Source organism: Kitasatospora sp. RG8, assembly GCF_017813315.1.
In the GTDB taxonomy this organism is placed as follows: domain Bacteria; phylum Actinomycetota; class Actinomycetes; order Streptomycetales; family Streptomycetaceae; genus Kitasatospora.
Window position 1 is genome coordinate 1 of the sequence record NZ_JAGIYX010000011.1, and the last position, 24396, is coordinate 24396.

Consider the following 24396-nt stretch of genomic DNA (forward strand, 5'->3'; position numbering starts at 1 on the left):
GGCGACACCACCACGCTGGCCGACAGCACGGTGATGAACCTGATCCAGTCCCAGCTCCCGCCCGCGGGCAGCCAGGGCTGACACACCACCGCGAACGGCGGTGCACCGGGCGGCCACAACCACTCGGTGCACCGACAATTTATCGGGCGATTACAGGTGCTCGAAAGGATGCAGGTCCGGCCGGAGCGGGCGGGTCGTGACGACCCGCCCGGCCCGGCCGGTCAGCCGGCCACCGGCCGGTTCGGAAGACCGACCAGCACCCTTGAGCACCGATGCCTGATCTCTCCGCCGTGAAGTCCGCCCCCGCCACGACCCACTCCCGCGCCCGTGCCGCCGGCCCGGCCGCCGCCAGGCCGCGCCGCCGGTCCGACGACCCCCTGCTGATCGGCCGGGAGCGTGAACTCGAAGTACTGGAAGGGCTGTTGCGTCAGGGCGCGGCGGACGGGACGGCCGTCCTGATCCAGGGCGAGTTCGGCACCGGCCGGACGGCGCTGCTCCGCGAGGCGCTCGGGTGGGCCCGTCGCGACGGCGACACCGTCCTGTCGGCCTGGGCGGACCCGTCCGAGCAGGGGGCGGAACTCGGCGTCGCCCGCCAGCTCTTCGAACCGGCACTCGGCACCATCGGCGGCACCGGCGCCCCGCTCGCCGGTCCGGCGGCGCACGCCGCCGGACTCCTCTGGCCCGACCGACCCGCGGCCCCGTCCACGCCCGCCGACGACCCGGCCGCCGCGACGCTGACCGGGCTGTACCGGCTGACCGCGCACCTCGCTGCCCGCGGCCGCCTCGTCATCGGCATCGACGACCTCCAGTGGGCCGACCGGGCCTCCCTGCGCTGGCTCCAGCACCTGCTCCGCCGGGCCGGTGAACTGCCGGTGGTCGTCATCGCCACCGTCGTCCCCGCACCGGCACCGGCCGACCCGGACGTCCTCGGCCGGCTGGCCCCGCTCTTCCGGCACCGGGTCGCACTGACCGCCCTCGACGCGGACTCCGTCGCCGCCGCCACCGCGGAGGTCCTCGGCGGGCCCGGCGACGACCACTTCCGCGAGGTCGTACGGACCACGACGGGCGGGAACCCGTTCCTGCTGCACACCCTGCTGCGCACGATCAAGGCCTCCGGGAACGGACCCGACCCGGAAACCGCGGCCCGGATCACCCGGTTCGTCCCGGCCGACGCGGGCCGCGCCCTCCACCCGCTCGTCACGACGGCAGGACCGCACACCCGGGACGTCGCCCAGGCGGTCGCGGTGCTCGGCGGCACCCCCGCCCTCGACGTGGTCTCCGCCGCCACCGGCCTGCCGGAGCCGGCCGTCCTGGACGCCGTGCACGCACTGGAGCGGACCGGCCTGATGCGCCGGACCGGGCACGCCGCCGCCTTCGCCTGCCCGATGATCGCGATCGCGCTCGCCGCCGACGTCATGCCCAGCATCCGGCAGGACGTGCACGTGCGCGCCGCCGAGCTGATGCTCGCCCAGGGCGCGCCCGCCGAGCAGACGGCCGTCCACGCCGTCCACGCGTCGCTGGGCCTGCCCTGGGTGCCCGAGGTGCTGGAGCGCGCCGCCGCGGAGGCGATCCGCACGGGCGCCGCCGACCGCGCGGCCGCGCTGCTGCGCCGGGCGCTGCGCGAGCCGCTGGAGGACGAGGTGCGGGCGACCCTGGTGATCCGGCTGGGGGAGGCGGGCCTCGCCCTCGACGTCCCGGAGGCGGTCCGCAACCTCTGGCTGGGGCTGGACCTGTCCCGCGATCCGGTCGAGCGGGCCGCCGCGGCGCGCCGCCTGGCCGGCGCACTGTTCGCCGTGGACCGCTACCCGGACGGACTGGCCGTGCTCGAACGCACCGCCGCCTCGCTGCGCGCGACCGACGCGGCCCTCGCACTGCGGCTGGAGGTCGACCACGTCTACGCCGGTCTGCACGAGCTCGGGTCGGCACCCGGCGTGCTGCCCCGTCTGATGGACCTGCGGATCCAGGATGCGGCCGGCACCTCGGCCGAGCGCCCGCTGGCGGCACTGCTGGGCCTGCGCGCGATCATGCGCGGCGAATCGCCGGCCGAGGCCGTGACCCTGGTGCGGCAGGCGCTCACGCACGGGATGAACCCGGCGGACGACGAGTCCTTCGTCTACTCCGGCGCCGTGCTCCTCCTCGGCGCCACCGGGGAGACGGAACTGGCCCTCGACCACGCCGACGCGGCGGTGGAGCAGGCCAGGACCCGCGGCTCCGCCTTCACGCTCGCGCACAGCCGCATCATCCGGGCGGCCGTCTACGGCCAGCTCGGCCGCGTGCCGGACTGCCAGAGCGAGGCGGAGGCCGCCCTGGTGGCGCTCCGGGAGATCGGCGTCGGCCCGCGTCACAGCCACAGCGTCCTCGCGGCGGCCACCCTGGCCGACGCACTCGTCCTGCAGGGCCGGCTCGACGAGGCGCAGGCCGTCCTGGAACACGCCGGCCTGACCGCCGGCCTGAACGGCCACTGGATCAACGACTACGTCCACCTGGTCCGGGGCCGGCTGCGGGCGGCCCAGGGCCGCCCGGAGGAGGCGCTCGCCGACTTCCGCGAGTGCGGCCGGCGGACCGAGGCCCGGGGCATGCGCTGCCCCTGGATCTACCCCTGGCGCTCCGAGGCCGCCCTCGTCCACGCGGCAATCGGCGAGCCCGAGCAGGCCCGGACCCTGGCGGCGGAGGAACTGGAACTCGCCCGGCGGTGGGGCGTCCCCGAGGCCGTCGGCGCCGCCCGGCGCGCGCTCGCCCTCGCCACCGGCGGCCCGGAGGGGCTGGACCTGCTGCGCGAAGCCGTCCGGACGCTGGCCGGCACACCGGGCCGGGCCCGGCACGCCCAGGCCCTGGGCGACCTCGGTGCCCAGCTGCGCCGCGCCGGGCGGGTGGCGGAGGCCCGTGCGTGCCTCAAGGAGGCGGTCACCGCGGCCCACCGCTGCGGCGCCGCACTGGTGGCCGATCGCGCGCTGGACGAACTCCGCGCGGCCGGTGACCGCCCCCGCACCCGGTCCTTCCACGGGCCGGCGGCGCTCACCCCGACCGAGCACCGGGTGGCCGGCCTGGCGGCCAAGGGCATGACCAACCGGGAGATCGCCCAGCACCTGTTCGTCGGCCTGCGCACGGTGGAGGTCCACCTGACCCACGTCTACGGCAAGCTCGGCATCGACGGCCGCCCCGGGCTGGCCGGGGCGCTCTCGGCGTCGGACGGGATCCTCTCCTAGACTGCGGGGCGGCTGCGGGCGAGCAGGTCGAGTGCCGCGGTCTCGGTGTCCTGCCGGTACAGCCGCCGACTGGCCGTCAGGGCCTGTTCCGCCCGCTCCGCCGCCTCGGCCGGCCGGCCCGCGTCCAGATGGCAGTTGGCGAGATGCACCAGGGCCTTCGGTTCGAACACCAGGAAGCCGTGGAGGCCGGCCAGCGTCAGACCCTGCTCGTGCAGCGCGATCGCGCGGTCGGTGTCGCCGAGGGCGCGGGCCGCGCGCCCGGCCGAGTGCAGTGCGTAGACCTCGCCGAACGGGTCGTCGAGGGCGCGGAACAGCGCCAGGCTCTGCTCGGCCGCGCGGTCGGCCGCTCCGGCGTCGTCGCGGGCCAGGTGCCAGACGACGCTGGTGGCCAGGGCGTTGGCCTTGGTCCAGGGGCTGCCGCAGTCGTCGGCCAGCCGGACCGTCTCGTCGTGCAGGACGAACGACTCCTCGGTGCGCCGTCGCAGATGGGCGATCATGGCGCAGACGTTGGCGACCTCGGCCAGCACGGGAAGGTCCCGGCACTCCCGGGCCCGGTCGGCCGCCCGGGCGGAGACCGGCTCGGCCTCGTCCAGCAGGCCCAGTTGCATGAGCCCGCCGCCGAGCATGTAGCCGGCCCGGCCTTCGGCCCGGGCGTCGCCGCAGTCGGCGGCCTGGCGCATCGTGCGGCGGCAGACGTCGAGGATCGCGCGCCACCGGAACCCGTTCTCCAGGTGCGGGTCGAGGGCGAGCATCAGGTCGGCGACGACGCGGTGGGCGCCGGTGATGCCGAGCGCCTGCTCGGCCAGGGCCAGGAGGTTTCCGCCCTCCTCGTCCAGCCAGCGGCGTCCGTCCGCGCGGTCGCGCAGCGTCGGACCGGGCACCGCCACGACCCCGAGCACGTCGGGGACGGCATGGGCGGGCCGCACGGCGCGGTACGCGTCGGCCGCCGTCGCCACGGCCTGGTCGACCATCCGGAGGATCAGTACGGAGCGCTCCTGCGGGGAGTCGAGCTGTTCGGCCCGGGCCTGCGCGAACAGGCGCAGCAGGTCGTGGTAGCGGTACCGGTCGGGGGCCGGGGACTCCAGCAGACCGGCGTGGACGAGGTCCTCCAGGACGTCCAGGGCGGCGTGTTCGGTCAGTTCCAGGGCCGCGGCGGCGGCCGGCAGGGACAGGTCGGCGGTCTGCGGGACGGCCAGCAACCGGAAGGCCTGCGCGGCGTCCGGCGTCAGCTGGTCGTAGCTGAGCTGGAAGCAGGCCTCGACGGCGAGGTCGTGCACGCTGAGTTCCGCCAGCCGCCGGCGCCGGTCGGCCAGCCGGGTCCCGATGGCGGCGAGCGACCACTCGGGGCGCAAGGCGCTGCGGGCGGCGACGATCCGGATGGCCAGCGGGAGGTGGCAGCAGGCCGCGAGCAGCTCACGGGCGGCGGCGGGCTCCGCCTGGACCCGTCGGCGGCCGGCGATCCGGGAGAGCAGTTCGAGCGACTCGTCCGGTTCCAGGACGTCCAGGTCCACGTGCCGGGTGGGGGCCAGTCCGAGCAGGCCCGAGCGGCTCGTGACGAGGACGGCGCAGTGCTCGGAGCCCGGAAGGAGCGGACGCAGCTGGGCGAGGTCGCGGGCGTCGTCCAGCACGACCAGGACGCGGCGCTGGGCGAGCAGCGACCGGTACAGCGCCGACCGTTCCTCGGGCTGCTCGGGAACGGCGCTCTCGGGCACGCCCAGCGACCGCAGGAACTGGACCAGTACCGCGCCGGGGTCCATCGGGTCGGGGCGGGCGCCGCGCAGGTTGACGTAGAGCTGTCCGTCGGGGAAGCGGTGGCGGACCCGCCGGGCGACGTGGACCGCGAGAGCGGTCTTCCCGACGCCTCCCATGCCGGCCACCGCGACGATCGTCGGGGCGAACGCCGAGGGGGTCTCCACCAGGTGCACCAGGGAGCGGACCAGCTCGCGACGGCCCGTGAACTCCGAGGCGTCGGCCGGAAGCTGTTCGGCGACCGGACGGCTCTCCCGCTGCCCGGCGGCGCCCGTCGCGGCCGTCGCGGCCGTCGCGGGGTCGCGTCGCAGGATCCGCTCGTGCAGGTCGCGCAGCGGAAGGGTCGGCTCGACCCCCAGCTCGGCATCCAGGGCGCGTCGGACGCGGCCGAAAGCCGCCAGGGCCTCGGAGCGCCGGCCGGTGCGGTAGAGCGCCGTCATCAGCAGCGCCGCGATCCCCTCGTGCAGCGGGAACCGTGCTGCGAGGCCGCCGAGTTCGTCCACCACCTCGCTGTGGCGGCCGAGCTCCAGGTCGAGTTCGAGGCGTTCGTGCAGGACGGTCAGGCGGTGCTGGGCGAGCCGTTCCCGCTGTCGTTCGGCATGGCCGCCGGGGATGTCGGCCAGCGGCGCACCCGTCTGGAGGTCCAGCGCCCGCTGCAGCCGCTCGGCCGCCGCGGCGGGATCGCCCGCGGCGCGGAGCCGGGTGGCGTCCTGCGTCAGTTGCTGGAAGACCGTCAGATCCGTCGCGCCGGGCGCGAGCCGCAGGGCGTAGCCACCGCCGGCCGAGACCAGCACCCGCGGTGCGGTGCGGTCGTCCTCCAGTACGGAGCGCAGCTGGGAGACGTGGTTGCGGATCGCGGCGACGGCGTGGTTCGGCAGCGCCTCGCCCCACAGTCCGTCGATCAGCTCCTCGGTGGTGACGGCACGGCCCTCGGCGCCGGCGAGCATCGCCAGCACCGCCCGCCGCTGGGCCGGGCCGAGCGGGAGCTCGGCGTCGCCACGCCACGCCCGTACGGGGCCGAGCAGGGTTATTCGAATGCTGGTCATGCGTCTTCCGTCCGTCCGCTCTTGCTGTTCCCGCCCCGCGGCACGACAGCCGGGCGAGACGGGCCAACCTACCTGCTCCGCGAGGTGCGGACCGCCCCGGCGCGGGGCGGCGCGCCCGACGGACGTGGGAGAATTCCGCCGATGCCGGGGAGGCGGGGGACATGGAGGGGCTGCGGATCTCCGTGCTCGGGCCGACGCGGGTCCGGTACGGCGGCCGGGACGTTGCCGCGGGTTCGGGACAGCGCCAGGCGGTGCTGGCGGTGCTGGCGCTGCGCACCGGGCAGGTGGTGACGGCCGACGAGCTGGCGCGCCTGGTCTGGGGGGAGAGCGCGCCTGCCTCCGTCGGCGCGGTGGTGCGCAATCACATCTCGAAGCTGCGGGCGGCGATCGTCGCCGCAGGGGGCGACGCGGCGGCGATCCTGGTGTCCCGGGGCGGCGGGTACGCCCTGGACCTCGCGGACGGTGCTCTGGACGCCGCGGAGTTCGACCGGCTGGTGGACGCGGGGGAGCGGCACCGGGCCGCCGGGGAGGCGTCGGCCGCGGCGCTCCGCCACCGCGAGGCACTGGCGCTGTGGACGGGCACCGCGCTCTCCGGACTGCCGGGCCCGTACGCCGGGCGGCAGCGCGAGCGGCTCGCCGGCCGGCGGCTGACCGTTCTCGAGAACTGTCTGGCCCTCGAACTCGACCTCGGCGGGCACGCGCGCCTGGTCGAGGAGCTGACCGTGCTGGTGGCGGAGCATCCGCTGCGCGAGGGCCTGCGGGGGCTGCTGATGACCGCCCTGTACCGCGCCGGGCGGCAGGCGGAGGCGCTGGAGGTGTTCGCCGACACCCGGAGGGTGCTGGCGGACGAGGTCGGCGCCGAGCCCGGCCCCGGCCTGCGACGGCTGCAGCGGCAGATCCTGTGCGCCGATCCCGGGCTTGCGCCGCCGGTGCCCGCCACGACGCCCGCGCCCGCCCCGGCGGGCACGACCGTGCCCGCAGCCGCGTCCGCGACTCCTGTCGCAGTCGCAGTCGCAGCCACAGCCGCGTCTTCTGCCGCACCGCTTGTGCCTGCCCAACTTCCTGCCGGTGTCGGCGACTTCACCGGGCGTACGGCCGAGGTCGGGCTGGTCGCGAGCGCCCTCGTCGACCCCGGCCGGCCGGGCCCGGCGGTCGTGGTGGTCTCGGGGGCGGTGGGAGTCGGCAAGACCGCCCTCGCCGTCCGGGCCGCCGGGACCGTCCGTGCGGCCTTCGCCGACGGCCAGCTCTACGCGGAACTGCACGGCTCCGGGCGCGAGCCCGCCGAGCCCGCCGAGGTGCTGGCGGGCTTCCTGCGCGCGCTCGGCGTGCCCGCCGGGGAGATACCCGAGTGCGAGGCGGACCGTGCGGAGCGCTACCGCACCCTCCTCACCGGACGGCGGGTCCTGGTCGTGCTCGACGGCGCCCGGGACGAGCGGCAGGTGCGCCGGCTCCTGCCGGGCGACCCGTCCTGCGCGGTGCTCGTCACGGCTCGCGCGCGACTGGGCGGGCTCGGCGCGTCGTCCGCCGTGCACCTGGGCCGACTGGCGCCGGAGGAGTCGTTGGAGTTCCTGTCCGCGGTGGCCGGTCGCTCCCGCATCGCCGCCGAGCCGGCGGCGGCCGACGAGATCGTGGCGGCCTGCGGGCGGCTCCCGCTCGCCCTGCGCGTCGCGGCCACCAAGCTCGCGGCCCGGCCCGCCTGGAGCGTTGCGGCCGTCGCCGGCCGGCTGCGGGACGAGCACCGCCGGCTCGGCGAACTGCGCGTCGGGGGACTCGCCGTCGAGACCGAGCTCCGCCGCAACCACGAGCTGTTGCCGGACGACCTCGTCGACGCCCTCCGGCGGCTCGCCGCCCTCCCGGTCTGCTCGGCACCGGAGGCGGCCGCCGTACTGGGCGTCCCGGAGCCCGCCGCAGGCCTGATCCTCGAACGGCTCACCGGGTCGGGGATGCTGGACTCCCCGGCCCCGGGCCGCTACGGCTTCCACGATCTGGTCCGGCTGTTCGCCCTGCTCGGCTGAGGAAGGGCGCCGGTACCGTCCCGCCGGGCGGACCACCCGCAGGGCCTCGTCCGGCCCCGGCCACGGCCCCGCCACCGGCGTGGGCCTTCGCTCCACGGCCGAACGCGCCGAGGAACTCGGCGGCACCTTCACCGCCACCCAACGCCCCCGTGGGTGCCGCCGTCCTGCCGCGCAGCCAGGCAGCCGGCTGATCCGTCACCGGCGGCCGGTCCGCCACCGGCTGGTCCGCCACCGGCCGACGAGCCGACGAGCGGGCGGGCCGGTGGCGGGGGACGGCGTGTCGGGGGACGGCGTGTCGGGCGGTCCGGGGCGCGCGGGGCCGGGATCCTCCGCCTCCGGCGCACCGCGCATGCGGCGGAGCGGTGAGGCGAAGCCGGGGACGAAGCTCAGCGTCATGCCGACCGCGCCGATCCACAGGGTGCTCCTCGCCCCCAGCGCGGCGCCCGCGGCTCCGCCCAGGACCGCGCCCACCGGCAGGCCGCAGCCGGACAGGAACCGGGTGGTCGCGCTCATCCGGCCGAGCATTCCGGCCGGGGTGAGCGCCTGTTGGACGCTCGACTGGGCGACGACGCGGACGACGCCGCCCAGGGAGAGGGCCGCGAGCCCGACCGCCGCCACGGGGACGGTCCAGCCGGGGTGGGCCAACGGCATCAGGACCGTCGGCGGGCAGGTGAGGAGGGGCGCGAGCCAGCAGACGGGACCGGGTCCGAACCGCGCGGACAGGCGCCTCGCGCAGAGCGCGCCCACCAGGGCGCCGCAGCCCATCCCCGACAGCACGAGGCCGATGCCGGCGGAGTCGAGGCCGAGCTCCCTGGGCAGCAGGACCAGCAGCATGGCCTGGTACACGGCCAGGAAGACGAGGAAGAACGCGTCCCCCAGCACGGTGGCGCGGAGCACGGGGTTCACGAGGACGAACGTCAGGCCCTCCTTGACGTCGCGGAGCAGCGGGGGCCGTCCGGCGGGCTCCGGGCGCTGTTCGCGCTTCCGGATTCCGGTCGCGAGGACTCCGGACACCGCCATCCCCAACGAGCTCGCCAGGAGCGCGGAAGGGGGTCCCGCCCAGCCGACCAGAGGGCCGGCCAGCGCCGGGCCGCCGATGCTGGTCACGGAGCGCACCGCCGAGATCTTCGCGTTCCCCTCGACGAGATCCCCGCGTCCCACCAGGTGCGGGACGCAGCTGACGTGCGCGGCGTCGAAGACGGCGGTCAGCGCCCCGTGGACGAGGGCCACCGCGAGGAGCCAGCCCACGGTGAGGAGGCCGGCCCACCACGCGATCGGTATCGTCGCGAGCGCCAGCGCCCGTACGAGGTCGGTGCTGATCATGACCGTCCGCTTCGGCACGCGGTCGACCCATGCGCCGGCCGGCAGTCCGGCCAGGAGCGAGCCCGTGGTGACCATGGCGGTCAGCAGCCCGACGTGGAGCTCGTCGGCGTCGAGGGCCGCGACGGCAACCAGTGGCAGTGCCAGGAACATGATGCGGTCGCCCAGTTGACCGGCGGCGGTCGCGGCGAGCAGGCGCCCGAAGTCGGGGTCGCGCACGAGTCCGGGGCGCGGAGACGACGGCACGGGGTCACCGGCTCCCGGTGGTGGTCCGGCGTGCCGCGGGATCCGGCGGCACCGGGTGGTCGACTCCGAACTCGTAGACCACCTGCCGCCGTCCGTCCGGAATGACGATGTCGGCGGTCTCCACGGGGCGACCGCCGGTGTCGTAGATGGTCCGCTCGATCCGGAGGACCAGGTCCCCGGGGCTGACCCCGAGCAGGTGCGCCTGCTCCCGGGTGGCCCGGGCCGGGCGGGGCCGCTCGACCACGGTGCGGACCACCACGCCGATGGAGCGCATGCGCTCGACGACGCCCTTCCCCGCGTACGGTCCCGTCTCGGGGAGCACGACCGGCGTGCCGCCCGTGATGGCCATCGGCTCCCAGGAGCGGGAGAGTTGGACGGGGCGGCCGTCGGCGAGGAACTCGTAGTGCGTGGTGACGCAGGGGTCCCCCGGGCGGATGCCGAGCCGCTCGGCGATGGCTCCGGTGGCCGGGACGCGCACCAGGCTGTGCGCGTCCCAGGCGTCGGCCCTGCCCCGGTCCTCCGTCCGGGCGGGGGGAGCGAAGCCGGCGCGGTGGTCGCGGTGCCGGGAGCGGACCGTCGGAAGGCGCTCGCACGGGATCCGGACGTAAGTTCCTGAACCCGCGCGTCCTTCCAACAGGCCCTCGACGATCAGGCGTTCCACAGCCCGCTGGGTGACGTTCCGTCCGACCCCGTACTCCTCGGCGAGCCTCGTCCGCGACGGCAGGCGGCTCCCGACCTCCCACTCTCCCGCCAGGACGCGTGCGCGCAGTGCGTCGCTCACGGCAAGGTACGGCGCCTCCCTGGGCAATGTGCTCCTCCAGTCGCTCTCCGGCCTGGTCGCTGGGTGGTGCCAGGCGGCATCCACAAGCTATTCCACGGGCGGAAAGCTGCTGGAGTAGCAGCGCGCGCCCGGCCGGCGGAGCGGGGGCTGCGGCGGGGGCGGGCCGTCGGCGGCGGGCCGGTGGGTGCCCGCGCCTTGCGGGGAACCGGGGACCGCTCCTGCCCGGATCCCGTGTCCATGTGCCGTTTGTCAACGTACAGTTGGTGAGGTTAGTGAGGTGCTCACGTCAGACAGGTGACAGAAGGAGTGCGTTTCTTGATCACTCACCTCAGGCACGGGGCCGGCCGGCGGATCCTGCCGGCGCTGGTGACGGCGCTGTGCGGGATCATCGGGGCCCCCGCGCTCGGTACGACCCCGGCGGCGGCGGCCGACCAGCGTCACGCGGTCTACGCCATCGCGCACCGGGTCGACACCCTGGACGGCGTCGACGCCGCCCTCAAGCACGGCGCCAACGGCATCGAGATCGACGTCTGCGCCTGGTGGAACCCGAACGAATGGCGCGCCTACCACGACTGTTCCTCGGCCGGTGACTCCCGGCTGGGTCCCGGCTTCGACAGCATGATCGACCGCATCGTCTCCAACGCCAACGCGGGGCGCCGGCTGGCGCTGGTCTGGCTGGACATCAAGGACCCGAACTACTGCGGGGAGCAGCAGAACCGCGGGTGCAGCGTCGCCGGACTGCGCGACAAGGCGCAGCGGCTGACGGCCGCCGGGATCCAGGTGCTCTACGGGTTCTACGAGTACCACGGCGGCAACACCCCGGACGTGGGCGGCCGGGGCTGGCAGAGCCTGGAGGGCAGGCTCGGCGGCCTGGAGGGCATCACCACGACCGGGACCCGCGACCAGGTCCGGAACGCCTTCGACCGGTCCGGTTCCGGGTTCCCGACCGGCCGGCGGGCGATGGACTACGGCGACAGCGACATCACCAAGGGGTTCGGCAACTGCACCGAGCCCACCTACAACACGTGCGCGGAACTGAAGAAGGGCGCCGCGGACCGCTCTGCGGGACAGCTCGCGGCCACGCTGTCCTGGACGACCACCTACAACGACCCGTGGTACGTCGACAAGCTGCTGGGCGACGCGCGCGTGGACGGCATCATCGCGGGCTACGGCGCCTTCACCGGCGTGCGCGAGTACGACGACAGCTGGCAGTGCGCCAACGCCGTCAACCTCGTCCGTGACTGGGTGAACCGTCACGGCGCGACCCACCGCATGGCCACCAGCGGGGACCGCCTGTTCAGGTAGCGGCCCCCGTTGTTTTCAGGTAGCGGACCCCGTCACCGCCCTGCGCCGCGCGGGCCGCTCCCGGACCGGACCAGGGCGTCCGGCCCGGGCGGTCCCCGCCGCGGGGGCCACCCGGGGCGCGGTCCGGCCCCGGGTGGCGCTCAGCGGTTCAGGCGGCGCGCCCGGAGGTACTCGCGGCCGAGCAGGCGAAGGGCGGCGGGCTTGGCCGGGCCGGCCGAGCGGCGCAGCAGGGCGGGGATGTCGGCCCGGGCGGCGGCGCTGGTCAGCTCGTCCAGGCCGATCATGCAGCGGACCATGGGCCGGTGGGCGGCCGGGACGAGGTCGATCACGGCCCGGCCCTCGGCGAGGGTGCGGTCGACCTGGTCGAGCCGGTCGGTGACCATCGCCCGGACGGCCGGGAGGTTGCGGGCCTGCTCCAGGTCGGCACGGGTGACCCCGTACCGGTCCAGGTCCTGTGCGGGGATGGTCAGGCGGCCGTCGGCCAGGTCCTCGGCGAGGTCGCTGACGAAGTCGAGCCGCTGGCTGGCGTCGATGAAGGTGCGACAGGCGGCCCGGTAGGCCGTCTGGTCGCCCTCGGGGCCGAGCAGGGTGGCGACGACCATGAACGCGGGTAGCGAGTAGCCGTCCACGTAGTGCTGGTAGTCGGCCTCGGCGGCGAACCCGGCGAAGTCGAGGTCGGCGGTGGCTCCGGCGAGGTGCTCCGACGCCCGGTCGCGCAGGGCGGGGTGCGCGGCGACGGTGTTCAGCAGCGGGCGCAGCTCGGGGTTGGCGGTCCCACCGGTCGCGAGGCCGTCGGCGGTCTCCCGCTCCCAGCGCGCGTACGCCGCCCTCCGCTCGTCGAGCGGGCCGCTGTCGAGCAGGCTGTCGGTGCGGTGCATGAAGGCGGTGGCCGCGATCACGTGCGGCACGAGCCGGGCCGGCAGGAGGAGTCCGGCGGCCAGTACCGCCTCCCGCTTGTACCGCGTGACCTGTCGGCGCTGGCGGCTGTAGTCGTCGCGCAGTCCCGGGTCGTCGATCCCGGCCGCGTCCAGCGCGCGCTCCCAGCTGCCCACGTGTGTTCGCCCTCTCCCTGGTCGGTGTTCCCCAGAGCCTAGACGGCGGCGGGTGGCGTCCGGGCAGGGAGCCGTGGGGCCCGGGGCGGCACGTCGCGGGCGGCCGGGCCCTCGTTGCGCTTCCGGGCAGGGACCCCGCCCTGACGGGCAGCGGCGGACCGCCCCGGCGGTCCGTCCGGCCGCAGGAGCGGGCCGGGCGGGTCCAGTGCTCGGATTGGTACAGACCACAGGCGGTCCTTCGTGATAGAACCTCAACTCTGCGCCGCACATGGCCCTGTGGTGCGCGCGCCGCCGGCGCGGTGGGTGCCGAGGGGAGCATGGGATGGTACTGGCGCGGGTGGGGCGCCGGGTCGGACGGCACGGTCTGGTGCCGGCGGCCGTGGCCCTGAGCATCGTGGTGGCGACGGCCGTGCTGTCCGCGGTGGCCGGGCTGGCCCAGTCGGCCACCACCGCGGGGGTGCGCCAGCGGCTCGCCGCCGACGCGGGCCGCTCGGTCGAGGTGTCCGCGCGCTGGACGGCGCAGGGCCTGCCCGCGGCCGACCGGGCGGTGCGCGTGGCGCTGGTCCGGGCGATGGCGGGCACCCCGTTCCGCACCGAGACCGCACTGCGCGCCTCGGACGCCGTCGACCTGCCGCTGCCGCCCGCCGGACGTCAGCGGGTCACCGACACCGTCCTCTCCGGACTCCCGGTGGCGCTGCCGGACCCCGGCCGCTACGCCCGGCTGCGTAGCGGCAGCTGGCCGGACGCGCCCGCCGCGCCCGCCGACGGCGGGCTGCGCGTCGCCCTCCCCGAGGCCGCCGCCGACCGGCTCGGCCTGGACAGCGGCGGCACCACGACCGTTCGCGACCTGGTCAGCGGCGCCCCGCTCAAGCTCACCGTGACCGGCGTCTACCGGCCCGACCCGGCCGCCGCAGCGGTCTGGGCCGGCCTCGGCGGTGCCGACGGCGTGGGGCGCGCCCCGATGCTCGTCGACGGCACCCAGCTGACCGGGCTGGCGGCCTTCAGCGGCCACACGCTGGCCGTCTGGCTGGCCCTGCCCGACACCGACCGGCTGAGCCTGTCCGGAGTCGTGGCGCTGCGCGACCGGGTGGCCGCCCTCGCCGCCGGCGACGGCACCCGCTCGGTGTACCGCGGCGCCGCCCCGGCGCTGGCCGAGACCACGGTGCGCAGCGGACTGCCCGCGGCGGTCGACGGCCAGGTCGTGCCGGCCCTCACGGTCAAGGCCGAGATCGCCGTCCCGCTGTCCCTGCTGGCCGTACTCGCCGCAACGGTCCTGGTACTGACGGCACGCGGGCTCGCCGACGCGGTCGCCGGCGAGCAGGCCCTGCAGCGCTCCCGGGGAGCCGGCTCGCTACGGCTGCTCGCGGTGGCGACCGGCGAGTGGGCGGCGGCCGCGCTGCCGGCGGCGGCCTGCGGGCTGCTGCTGGCCGAGCCGCTGCTCGCCGCCGTCCTGCGCGGCGCCGGGGTGCACGGCCTGGCCGCGGACGACGGCCGGACCGCCTGGTGGACCGCGGGGTTCGTACTCGTGGTGCAGAACGCCGCCCTGCTGCTGCCGCTCGCCCGGCGGGCCTGGAGCGCGGGCGCCCAGGGGGCGCTGCGACGGCGCCGGCCGCGGCGGCCGGGACTGCAGCGGGCGGGCGCGGACCTGGCGCTGCTCGCCGTGGCGGTCCTCGGCTTCCTCCAACTGCGCCACTACCGGGGCGTGGTGGTCGCGGGCGGCGGATTCGACTCCCGGGTCGACCCGGTGCTGGTGCTCGCCCCGGCGGCCATGGCCGTGGCGGGCGCGGCGCTGCTGCTACGGGTACTGCCGCCGGTCGGACGACTGCTGGAGCGGACGGCCGGCCGGGCCCGCGGGTTGGTCCTCGCCCTGGGCGCCTGGCGGCTGAGCCGCGACGCCGGCCGCCAGGCGGTCCCGGTCCTGGTCACGCTGCTGGCGGTGGGGTGCGGCAGCCTGGCCGCCGGGGTGCTGGCCGCGCTGCCGGCCGGCGACCGCGACCGGGCCGCCTTCGCGGTCGGCTCCGACCTGCGGCTGTCCGGGGTCTCCGGCGCGCCCGCGCAGCGGCACACCACTCTCGCGGCACTGCCCGGCGTCACCGGGCTCACCCCGGTGGCCGAACAGTCGGCCTTCGTGGGAAGCGGGGTGGTGCAGACGGTCGCCGTCGACACCTCGGCCGCCGCGGCCTCCGGCAGAATGCCCGCACTGGGCCCGGACCAGGACGGCCGCCGGGCCCCGGCGCTGCTGGCGCCGCTCACCACCGTCCCCGCGCAGGGTCTCCCGGTGCCGGGCGAGCCGACCGCGCTGGAGGTGACCGTCCAGGCCGCCGCCGACCAGCCGCTCCCGGAGACCGGCCTGCTCCTGCTGCTCTGGATCCGGGACTCCGACGGGCTGACCGACCGGCTGGAGGTCCGGCTGCCGGCCGACGGCCGCCCGCACTCCCTGGCCGTGGACCTGGCCGAGAACGGGCGGCGCGCCTACCCGCTGACGCTCAGCCGGCTCGGCGTCCACTTCCCCGGCGACCTGACCCGGCGCACCACCCTCGACCTGCGCCTGCCGCGGATCGGCGCCGTCGCCGGCGGACAGCGGACCGACCTCGCGCTCCCGCCGGGGCAGGCCTGGTTCCGCTCCGGCACGGCCCTCGCCGACCCGGCCACGCTCGGCTGCCCCGGCAGCGGACGGGCCCCGGAGGCCGGGCCCGCCCCGCAGCCCGGCGGCGACGGCGGGCAGGCCGCGGCCTGCACCTGGGAGAGCGGCGGTCCCGACCTGCTGCACACGGTGCTGCGCTCCCCGGAGCCGTCGGGCACCCCGGACCCCGCCGGCCTGGACGCTGCCTTCGTGGCGCTGCCTGGGACCGGTACCGGGTCGCCCACGCCCCCCACCCTGCCCGCGCTCGCCGACCGCGCGTTGCTCGACGCCGTGAACGCCAAGGTCGGCGACACGATCCAACTCAACTGGGAGCACGGCGCGCAGAACGCCCAGAAGGTCCGGATCACCGGGGAGACCGACGTCCTGCCCGGCTACGACCGGCGCCACGGCCACCTGCTGCTGGACCTGCGCGCGCTCGCTGCCAACCGGGCGCTCACCGGTCTGGCGCCGCCCGCCGACGTCCACTGGTGGCTGACCAGCGACGACCCGGCGGCCACCCGGGCCGCCGCCGACGGCCACGCCGGGTTCGGCCGGGTGCAGAGCGTCCCGCAGGCCGCCGACGGCCTGGCGAACGACCCGTTCCGGGCCGGCCTGCGCTGTGCCTGGCTGCTGGTCGTGGTCACCGCGCCGCTCATTGCGGTGACCGCCTTGACCCTGCACACGGTGGGCGCCGTCCGGGCCCGCCAACGGGAGTTCGCGGTCCTGCGCGCGCTGGGCGTGAAGCGCGGCGAGCTGAGCGCCCTGCTGCGCGCCGAACAGGTGGTGGTGACCGCGGTGCCGGTGCTGTTCGGCGGCCTGCTGGGCCTGCTGTTGGCGGCCCTGCTGCTGCCGCTCGTCGTGCTGGACGACGGCTCGAACCCGGTCTTCCCGGCCCTGACCGCCGCCCCGGGCCGGCCCGCCGCGGTGCTCACGGTGCTGGCCGTCGGTCTGCTGCTGGCCCCGGCGGTGCTGGTCCTCACCCGGCTGCTGGCCCGGGTCGACCTGGTCCGGGCCCTGCGCGCGGGGGAGGACGGATGAGCCAGGCACGTGGGGGAGGGCCGATGAGTCCGGTGCGCGGGCGAGGGCGGATGAGCCCGGCGCGCGGGGGAGGACCGATGAGCCCGGCGTCGGGGCGGCCGCGTGCGGCCGGGCGCCGCGGCCAGCGCGAGGACCGACGTTCCGACGGGGGGAGCCCCACATGCTGACACTGCGCCTGATCCGGCGCGAGGCGCAGGTCGCCTGGCCGGTCGCGGTCGTGCTCGCGCTGCTCGCCGTGCTGCTCACGGCGATCCCGCTGAGCTGGCCCCCGCGGGCCGACCGGCTGGCGGCCGGCGCGCTCGCGGACCGGGTGGCCCGCGCCCAGCTGTCCGGCCCGCTGATCGCCGCCGGCACCACCACCACTCCGCTGCCGAACATGCCGCGGCTGCCCGGCGGCAGGCTCGACCAGGAGCTTGACCGGGTCGGCAACGGACTGCGCGCCGCAGCCGCCCCGCGGCTGGCCGCCGTGCTCGGCAGGCTGCAGGGCCGCGTCACCACCGCGGATGCGACGGCGGTGGGGCCCGGACTGCCCACCCCCTACGGCCGGGCGCCACGGGTCAGCCTGGCCTACGCCCAGCCCGACGGTCCGGGCGGGCCGGTCCAGTACGTGCAGGGCCGTGCACCGCGGCAGCCGGCGGCCGACCGGGGCACGCCGCCCGCGGAGCCGGCCCCGATCGAGGTCGCGGTCTCCGAAGCGACCCGGGAGAGACTCGGCCTGACTGTCAATCAGCAGTTCGACCTGTGGGGTTCCGGCTGGGCCACCCCGGTGCTGCTGGTCGGCGTCTTCCGCACCGACCAGGGTGCCGGCCGGCTCTGGCAGCAGTTCCCGCTGCTGGTCGAGCCGATGACCGCGATGGAGGTCACCGGCCAGGAGCTGAACGGCCAACTGCTGACCAGCGCCGGGGGGATCGAGCAGACCGCGAGCCGCGGCACCGTGCCGCTCCAGCTCGCCTGGGACCTGCCGGTGGCCACCGACCGCGCCGGGCCCGCCGCCACCCCGTCCGCGATCGCCGAACTGCGCTCCGCCATCGCCGGACTGCGCGCCGCCGCCACGACCCGGCTGTGCGGGGCCGAGTCCGACGAGGCCTGCCTGGTGGCCGGCCAGCTGGTGCCCTCGGTCGGCCTCGCCGACCGCCTCACCGCGGAGCTGGACGCCTTCACCGCCCAACAGCGGCGCACCGGGCAGCTCCAGGGCTTCGCGCTCGCCGGAGTGCTCGCGGTGGTGGTGGCCACCGCCGTGGCCGCCGCGCGGCTCGGAGCCCGTCGCCGCGCCGGAGCCTTCGCGCTCCAACTCTCCCGTGGCGCAGGACTGTCGGGGATCGCGGGCCGCCTGCTGGCGGAGGCCGCGGTGGCGGTCGGCGCCGGCGTCGCCGTGGGCTGGGCGGTCGGCCGCGCGCTCGCGCCGCCGGGCGCCGCCCTGGGGTCCCCGGTCCCGGTCCTGGTCGCCGCCCTGCTGGTCTGGTGCGCGCCGGCCGCGGTCCTGCTCGCCTCCGCCGGGCGGACCCGGCCCGTGCCGCGCTCGCGCCGCCTCGTCCTGGAGGCCGTGGTGCTGCTGCCGGCCGTCGGCGGGCTGGTCGCGCTGCGCGCCCGCGGTGCCTTCGCCGGCTCCGGCGTCGACCTCCAACTCGCCCTGACGCCGGTCCTTCTGGCGCTCGTCGTGGTACTCGCCCTGATCCGCCTGCTGCCCCTCGTACTGCTCCCGGCCGCCGGCTGGGCCCGCCGCCTGCGGGGACCGGTCCCGCTGGTGGCGCTCGCCCGGGCCGGCACGCACAGTGGCGCGGCCGCCCTCGCCCTGCTGGTGCTGGTGCTGGCGACGGGCTACGGGGTCTTCGGCGGCATGGTCTCGCGCGCCCTCGCCGACAGCCGCGCGCAGACCGCCGACTGGCGCACCGGCGGGGCACCGGCCGCCCTGGTCGGGCCACGCGACCGGCTGCCCGGCGACCTCTCGCAGGCCCGCACCGTGGGCCACCAGGCGACCGTCACCGGCGCGGCCGGCGAACTCACGTCGCAGGACGACGGCACCACCGTCCAGGGCGCCCAACTCGTCGGACTGGACGCCGCCGCACTGGGCGCCGCCGATCCGTCCTCCCCGGTGGCCCGCGCCCTGCTGGCCGCCGACGAGGTGAACGCACCCGTCGGGCGGGCCGGTGAGAACGGCGCCCCGCCCGTGCTCACCGCGCTGGCCGACCCCGGCCTGGCCGCCCGCTTCCCGGACGGCCTCTTCGAGGTGGCCGCGCTGGGCATGAGCCGTTCCCTGGTCCAGCTGGTCGGCGCCCTGCCCGACGAGGCGCTGCGCGACCCGGTGCTCGGGCCGGTGCTCGGCGACGGGCCGCGGCCCCGCGCGCTGCTGCTGTTCACCGGCCCGTCCGCGAAGCGCCTGCCGGTGCAGAACGGCCATCCGTCCGCGGTCCTGCTCTACCCGGCCGCCGGCGGACCGCGCCTGGACCCGGCCGCGGTGCGGACCGCCGCCGCCGTGCAGCTCGCCCCCACCGGTGCGACCGGGCCCAGGGTCGAACTCCGCGACCGGGACGAGGAGTTCAACGCGCTGCGCTCGGACGGGCTGATCCGTTCGGTCGAGCTCGCCTTCCGGGTCACCACCGGGCTCGGGCTGATGCTCGCACTCGGCGCGGTCGCCCTGGACCTGCTGCTCAGTGCCGCCGAACGCGCCCGCACCACCTCCTACCTGCGCACGCTGGGGCTCGGCCGCCGCGCGGTGCTCGGCCTGCAACTGCTCCAAGTGCTACCGCTGCTGGTGGCCGCGGCGGTCGGCGGCACCGCACTGGGCCTGCTGCTGCCCGGGGCGCTCGGCCCCGGCCTGCGGCTCGGGGCGCTCACCGGCGGGCCGTTCGAGCCCGCCACACACATCGACTGGACGACCACCACGGCGCTCGGCGTCGCGCTGGCCGTGCTGGTGCTGACGGCCGCCGCGCTGGAGGCGGCGATCAGCCGCCGACGCGGACTGGGAGCCGTGCTACGACTGGGGGAGGCAGTGTGACCGTCCGTCCGACCGAACGCCCCGAGGCCGGGACCGACCGGCCCATGGTGGCCTGCGAGAGCCTCGTGCGGATCTACCGCACCGGCGCGACGGGCCGCGGCGGGGTCGAGGTGCAGGCCCTCCAGGGGCTCGACCTGACCGTCCGGGAGGGCGAGCTGCTGGCCCTGGTCGGCGCCTCCGGCTCCGGCAAGTCCACCCTGCTCGGCATCCTGGCCGGCCTGGACACCCCCAGCGCCGGCACCGCGGTGGTGGCCGGTGTCGACCTGGGCGCGCTCAAGCGTCGCGAGCGGACGGCCTACCGGCGCCGGACCGTCGGGGTGGTCCAGCAGCAGACCGCGCGCAACCTGCTGCCCTACCTGACGGCGCGCGAGAACGTCCAGCTGCCGATGGGATACGCCGGCGTCCCGCGCGGCCGCCGCGCCGCCCGGGCGATGGAACTGCTCGACCTGATGGGCATCGCCCGGGCCGCCGACCGCACCCCCGCCACGCTCTCCGGCGGCGAGCAGCAGAGGGTGGCCATCGCCGTCGCGCTGGCCAACCGACCGCGGCTGCTGCTCGCCGACGAGCCCACCGGCGAACTGGACACCGCCACCTCGGAGGAGGTCTTCGGCACCCTGCGCACCGCCAACCGGGAGCTGGGCACCACCGTGCTGATCGTCACCCACGACGCGCTGGTGGCCGACCAGGTCCGCCGCACGGTACGGATCCGCGACGGGCGCACCTCCACCGAGGTGCTGCGCCACACGGCCGCCGCCGGCCGGGACGGCGCGCTCGTCGCCGAGGAGTACACCGTGCTGGACCGGGTCGGCCGGCTCCAACTGCCGCGCGAGTTCACCGAGTCGCTGGGCCTGGCGCACCGCGTGCGGCTGGTCCTGGAACGCGACCACATCGCGGTCTGGCCCGACCGCGAACGCTAGCGGTGCCCTGCCGGGGCCCGAGCGGCGGCCGGCCGCCGGCCCGCCCTCGGAGGGGAGGGCGGTCGCGTTCGGTGGGGGTCAGTCGCACGGTTCCCCCGGTCGGTGCCGGTGGGGGCGGGGTCGTACGGGCCCATGGCCTCAGGGCTCCGCGGGTCCGGACCGGTACGCGGGTCCGGGTGCGTGCCGGGGGCTCTGCTGAAGGGCTCGGCCGGGGGGTGGTGCGCGGGCGGGGTCTGCCGGGCGGGGGGGGGGGGGGGGGGGGGGGGCGCGGGATCAGCCGGCCGGCTGGTCGTGGGTGGCGCAGTGGATGCCGCCGCCGCCGGACGCGATGGTGTCGATGCCGAGGGGGACGATCTCGCGGCCCGGGAAGTGGTCGCGGAAGACGTCCTGGGCGTGGTCGTCGGCCCGGGGATCGCCGAACAGGGGCAGGTAGACGCCCTTGTTGCCGATGTAGAAGTTCATGTAGGAGGAGACGAAGGAGTCGCCGCGGCCGGTGATCTTGTCCGGGTCCGGCTGGCCGATCTCGACCACCTTCAGCTTCCTGCCGGTGGCGTCGACGGCCTCGGCGAGGACGGAGCGGGCCTGGTCGGCCGAGCGGGACCAGACGTCCGCCGGAGTGCCGGGGAAGGCCCGGTCGAGGAAGACCACGCCGGGGGCGGCGAAGCGGGCCAGGCAGTCGACGTGGGCGTCCGTGATGTCCTTGCCCCGCACGCCGGCGAGCCAGATCACCCTGCTGACGCCGAGGGCCCGCTTCAGCTCCTCCTCGACCTGGTCGCGGGTCCTGCCGGGGTTGCGGTTGTCGTTGACGACGGAGCTCTCGGTGACCATGAGGGTGCCCTGGCCGTCGGTCTCGAAGGAGCCGCCCTCCGCGGTGAGCGGGGTCTCGACGCGCTCGATGCCGTACTTGTCGAGCACCGCCCGGGCGATGCGGGCGTCGTTGGCGTGCTCCTGCTTGCCGCCCCAGCCGCTGAAGTTGAAGTCGACGCCCTTGACCTTGCCGCCCTCCTCCACGAACACCGGCACGGTGTCGCGGGCCCACAGGTCGTCGACCGGGACGGAGAGCAGTTCGACGTCCGATCCGCAGGCGTTGCGGGCCGTGGCCTCCTGGCCGGGCCGGACGAACAGGACGACCGGTTCGCGCTGGCCGATAGCCCGGGCCACCTCGGCGATGTCCTTGCGGACGGCCCCGAGCTGGCCGCCCCAGACGTTCTCGGAGGCGGGCCAGGCCATGAAGGTCCGCTCGTGCTTCTCCCACTCGCCGCCGAGCCTGCGCCCCCGCGCGGGGGCGGCCGGCGGCTCGGTCGGAGCGGCGGACGGCTGCCCGGGGGCACCGGAGGGCGCGGTCGCGGGGTCGGCGGGGTCGTCGGCCTCGGCGCCGGCGGCGCAGGCGGTCGCGCCGAGCGCGATCACACCGGCGCCGGCGAGGGAGCGCAGCACCGTGCGGCGTGCGAGAGGGGTCTGGGACACGGTGTTCTCCGGTGGTGCTGGGGGTGGATCGGATTCGGCGGAGGGGACGGGCTCCGAGGGGGAGCGGTCCGCGCAGGGACGACGGCGGGCGGAGAGGACACCCGGCCCACCGGAAGCGCCGGACCTGAACCATCGCATTGACTGAAAAATCAGTCAAGCCGTACGGTGAAGCGGCGAGAACCCGACACGATCTGCGCCGCCGAGCGCGCAGGGTCGGCGACGACGAGAGGCCGGTGAGGCAGAGGTGCTGCGCAATGGTCTGGAGCCCTGGCACGTCCTGGTGATGGTGGCCGTCCTGGTGCTGCTCTTCGGTTCCAAGAAGCTGCCCGACATGGCGCGCGGCCTGGGGAAGTCGATGCGCATCCTCAAGGCCGAGACGGCGGCCATGCGGGAGGGGGACCCTCCGGCCGAGGGGACGGCCGCCGAGGCGGTCCGGCCCCCGGCCGCGTCGGTCGCAGGGCCCGCGTCGGGCGCCGGACCTGCTTCGGCCGGCGAACCCGCGACGGTCGCTGGACCTGCTTCGGCTGCCGGGCCCGCTTCGACGCCCGGGGCCGCCCGGCAGCAGCGGCCGTCCTGAGGGTGGCCGGCCCGTAGGCGGGGCCTGCGCCGAACACGTCGAGGGCCGTTGCCCCGCCATCCGGTGGAGCAACGGCCCTCGACGTGCGGCGGGCCTCGACGTGCAACGCCCTCGACGTGCGTCGGGCCGCGCCCGCGCCCGGCGGTTCCCGCGGGCCGGGCCTGGCCTGGCCCTGCTCGGCTCGGCCCGCGGCCGGTTCAGCCGTTGCGGCGGTAGTGGTCCACGGAGACCCGGACCGGCCGGTCAGCGTCGGCGGTCGAGAGCACCCGGACGACGGCGACGTTCCGGCCGTCCGGGGAGCGGAGGCAGAAGGCGCCGCGCTCGACGGCGCTGAACGGGACCCGCGCGGCGGGGCGGCCGGCGAGGCCCCTGAGGCACTCGGGGAGGCCGAGGCCGGCGCCCTGGCCGATGTAGGCGGCGGCGTTCTCCGGAACGAGGAACTCGCTCTCGTTGCGGCTCACGTACCAGGTCGCGCTGTCGGCCGGGACCACCGTGCCCGAGGCCAGGTCGAACTCGTAGCCGGAGTCCGCCGAGGTGAGCTCGGCACCGCGGTAGGCCGCGCTGTAACCGGCGTCCGGGGCGGCGGCGGGCGGGGTGGAGGGCTGGGCGCCGGGCGCCGGCGTGGCGGTGGGTGCGGCGGACGCGGGAGCGCTGGAGACCGGGTCGTCGGCGGCCGCCTCCACGCCGTCCGGGTCGTCGAGCAGGAGCACCATCCCGGCGGCGCCGACGAGCAGGGCGACGGTGGCGGTCAGTGCCGTCCGCCCGAGGGCGCGTCTGCGGCGCTCCCGCGCCCGCTCCTCCCGGCGCGGCGCGGCGGGCTGTACGGACGCCGCCGCGCCGGCGGCCCCGGGCGGGGACGTCAGGTCGGTGGCGGGCGCGACGACGGTGGGTGTCGGCGGGAACGGGGACGCGGGTGCGGCCGTGGGGGACGGGGCGAGGACCGTCGCGGCCGAGTCCCAGCCGGCACCGGCCGCAGCCACGACGGTCGCGGCGTCCGCGGGAGCGGCGGCGGGCACCTGCGGGAGGTCGGCGTGGCGGGTGATCTGGCTGGTGAGCGGGTGGGGGAGCCAGTCCTCGCCGAACCTGAGGTGCCCGCCCACCACCGGGTGGTTCCGGGCGGCGGCGATCACCTCGGCGGTGGTCGGGCGGTGCTCGGGCTGCTTGGCGAGGCAGCGCAGGAGCAGGTCGCGCAGGCCCGCCGGAACCCGGCTGAGGTCGGGGTCCTCGTGGACGGCGCGGTAGAGGGTGGCGGGGTCCGGTCCGTCCCCGAAGGGCGGGGTGCCGCCGGCGACGTGGACGGCGAGGGCGCCGAGGGCGTAGACGTCGGTGGCGGGCGTCGCGGCCCGGCCGGTGGCCTGCTCCGGAGCCATGTAGGCGGGCGAGCCGATGCGCAGCCCGGTGCCGGTGAGCGCGCTGGCGTCGGCCGCGCGGGCGATGCCGAAGTCGATCACCCGGGGGCCGTCGGCGGCGATGAGCACGTTGCCGGGCTTGAGGTCGCGGTGGACCACCCCGGTGGAGTGGATCGCCTGGAGGGCCTCGGCGATGCCGGCGATCAGCAGCAGGACCGTCCGTTCCGGCAGCGGGCCGAACCGTTGCACCACCTGAAGGAGGGAGGGGCCCGGTACGTAGGTGGTGGCCAGCCACGGTGTGGCGGCCTCCACGCCCGCGTCGACGAGCTGCGCCGTGAACAGCCCGTGGATCCGCCGGGCACTGGCCACCTCCTGGGCGAAACGGGCCCGGAATTCCGGGTCCCCGGCCAGCTCGGGCCGCACCACCTTGAGGGCCACCGGCCGGCCGCCCGGGGTGTACGAGAGGTACACCCGGCCCATGCCGCCGGCACCGAGCCGTGCGTACAGCCGGTAGTCGCCGACCTCGCGCGGGTCGTCCGCGGTGAGCTCCTGGAAGACCGGTAGCAGGGTGAGGGGGGATCGGTCAGCGGACATGCGGACTGCCTCTCTCGGCGGACGGGGTGGGACACGGGACCGGGCACGCCCGGGTACACCCGGCTTCGGCCGTACGAGGCCCGGCGGGACCAGCGGGACCAGCGGGCTTCGGTGGG

13 protein-coding genes are annotated in these 24396 nt (G+C 76.6%); 7 read left to right on the forward strand and 6 right to left on the reverse strand.

The features are described 5' to 3' along the window. The first annotated feature begins 272 nt into the window (after positions 1 to 272). Positions 273 to 3206 carry an AAA family ATPase gene (locus J5Y04_RS18140; protein WP_209413090.1) on the forward strand — a complete coding sequence of 978 codons (2934 nt, stop codon included), beginning with the start codon at positions 273 to 275 and terminating at the stop codon, positions 3204 to 3206. Here the strand turns inward: J5Y04_RS18140 and J5Y04_RS18145 are convergent. Continuing rightward, positions 3203 to 6001, reverse strand: a complete 2799-nt coding sequence (locus J5Y04_RS18145) for an AfsR/SARP family transcriptional regulator (protein WP_209413091.1) — start codon at positions 5999 to 6001, stop codon at positions 3203 to 3205. The genes J5Y04_RS18140 and J5Y04_RS18145 overlap by 4 nt on opposite strands. 161 nt (positions 6002 to 6162) lie before the next feature. Here J5Y04_RS18145 and J5Y04_RS18150 point away from each other — a divergent pair, with 161 nt between their 5' ends. After that, on the forward strand, positions 6163 to 8016 hold the full coding sequence (locus J5Y04_RS18150; RefSeq protein WP_209413092.1) for an AfsR/SARP family transcriptional regulator: 1854 nt from the start codon (positions 6163 to 6165) through the stop codon (positions 8014 to 8016). A gap of 195 nt (positions 8017 to 8211) precedes the next feature. Here the strand turns inward: J5Y04_RS18150 and J5Y04_RS18155 are convergent, their stop codons facing one another. After that, positions 8212 to 9582: an MFS transporter gene (locus tag J5Y04_RS18155; RefSeq protein WP_209413093.1), complete on the reverse strand. Its 1371-nt coding sequence runs from the start codon at positions 9580 to 9582 to the stop codon at positions 8212 to 8214. Between the two features lie 4 nt (positions 9583 to 9586). Beyond that, positions 9587 to 10390 carry a GntR family transcriptional regulator gene (locus tag J5Y04_RS18160; RefSeq protein ID WP_209413094.1) on the reverse strand — a complete coding sequence of 268 codons (804 nt, stop codon included), beginning with the start codon at positions 10388 to 10390 and terminating at the stop codon, positions 9587 to 9589. A 279-nt stretch (positions 10391 to 10669) separates the two neighbouring features. Between J5Y04_RS18160 and J5Y04_RS18165 the strand changes: the two genes are divergently transcribed. Further along, a complete protein-coding gene (locus tag J5Y04_RS18165; protein ID WP_307853174.1) occupies positions 10670 to 11668 on the forward strand; it encodes a phospholipase in 999 nt (332 codons plus the stop codon). A gap of 140 nt (positions 11669 to 11808) precedes the next feature. On the opposite strand, the gene J5Y04_RS18170 is transcribed toward J5Y04_RS18165, so the two are convergent. After that, positions 11809 to 12720, reverse strand: a complete 912-nt coding sequence (locus J5Y04_RS18170; protein WP_307853175.1) for a squalene/phytoene synthase family protein — start codon at positions 12718 to 12720, stop codon at positions 11809 to 11811. Between the two features lie 322 nt (positions 12721 to 13042). Between J5Y04_RS18170 and J5Y04_RS18175 the strand changes: the two genes are divergently transcribed. The 3 genes from J5Y04_RS18175 to J5Y04_RS18185 all read left to right on the forward strand — a co-directional run bounded on the left by J5Y04_RS18175 (position 13043) and on the right by J5Y04_RS18185 (position 20293). After that, on the forward strand, positions 13043 to 16381 hold the full coding sequence (locus J5Y04_RS18175) for an FtsX-like permease family protein (protein ID WP_209413097.1): 3339 nt from the start codon (positions 13043 to 13045) through the stop codon (positions 16379 to 16381). Positions 16382 to 16541: 160 nt separating this feature from the next. Continuing rightward, complete coding sequence (locus tag J5Y04_RS18180; protein ID WP_209413098.1) at positions 16542 to 19376, forward strand: hypothetical protein; 2835 nt, start codon at positions 16542 to 16544, stop codon at positions 19374 to 19376. Between the two features lie 44 nt (positions 19377 to 19420). Beyond that, positions 19421 to 20293, forward strand: a complete 873-nt coding sequence (locus J5Y04_RS18185; RefSeq protein WP_209413259.1) for an ABC transporter ATP-binding protein — start codon at positions 19421 to 19423, stop codon at positions 20291 to 20293. A gap of 273 nt (positions 20294 to 20566) precedes the next feature. Here the strand turns inward: J5Y04_RS18185 and J5Y04_RS18190 are convergent, their stop codons facing one another. Next, entirely contained in the window at positions 20567 to 21760 is a 1194-nt protein-coding gene (locus J5Y04_RS18190) for an agmatine deiminase family protein (RefSeq protein WP_307853176.1), read from the reverse strand. A gap of 244 nt (positions 21761 to 22004) precedes the next feature. Here J5Y04_RS18190 and tatA point away from each other — a divergent pair, with 244 nt between their 5' ends. Continuing rightward, positions 22005 to 22337 (forward strand): Sec-independent protein translocase subunit TatA, encoded by a 333-nt coding sequence (tatA, locus tag J5Y04_RS18195; RefSeq protein WP_209413100.1) that lies wholly within the window; start codon positions 22005 to 22007, stop codon positions 22335 to 22337. A 197-nt stretch (positions 22338 to 22534) separates the two neighbouring features. Here tatA and J5Y04_RS41865 read toward each other — a convergent pair whose 3' ends face one another. Beyond that, entirely contained in the window at positions 22535 to 24280 is a 1746-nt protein-coding gene (locus J5Y04_RS41865) for a serine/threonine-protein kinase (protein WP_245205015.1), read from the reverse strand. Between the last annotated feature and the right edge of the window lie 116 nt (positions 24281 to 24396).

Bases quoted from the DNA above. Each gene is read 5' to 3' on its own strand.
- J5Y04_RS18140 (WP_209413090.1), top strand. From the start codon at position 273: ATGCCTGATCTCTCCGCCGTGAAGTCCGCCCCCGCCACGACCCACTCC.
- J5Y04_RS18145 (WP_209413091.1), bottom strand. From the start codon at position 6,001: ATGACCAGCATTCGAATAACCCTGCTCGGCCCCGTACGGGCGTGGCGT.
- J5Y04_RS18150 (WP_209413092.1), top strand. From the start codon at position 6,163: ATGGAGGGGCTGCGGATCTCCGTGCTCGGGCCGACGCGGGTCCGGTAC.
- J5Y04_RS18175 (WP_209413097.1), top strand. From the start codon at position 13,043: ATGGTACTGGCGCGGGTGGGGCGCCGGGTCGGACGGCACGGTCTGGTG.
- J5Y04_RS18180 (WP_209413098.1), top strand. From the start codon at position 16,542: ATGCTGACACTGCGCCTGATCCGGCGCGAGGCGCAGGTCGCCTGGCCG.
- J5Y04_RS18185 (WP_209413259.1), top strand. From the start codon at position 19,421: ATGGTGGCCTGCGAGAGCCTCGTGCGGATCTACCGCACCGGCGCGACG.
- J5Y04_RS41865 (WP_245205015.1), bottom strand. From the start codon at position 24,280: ATGTCCGCTGACCGATCCCCCCTCACCCTGCTACCGGTCTTCCAGGAG.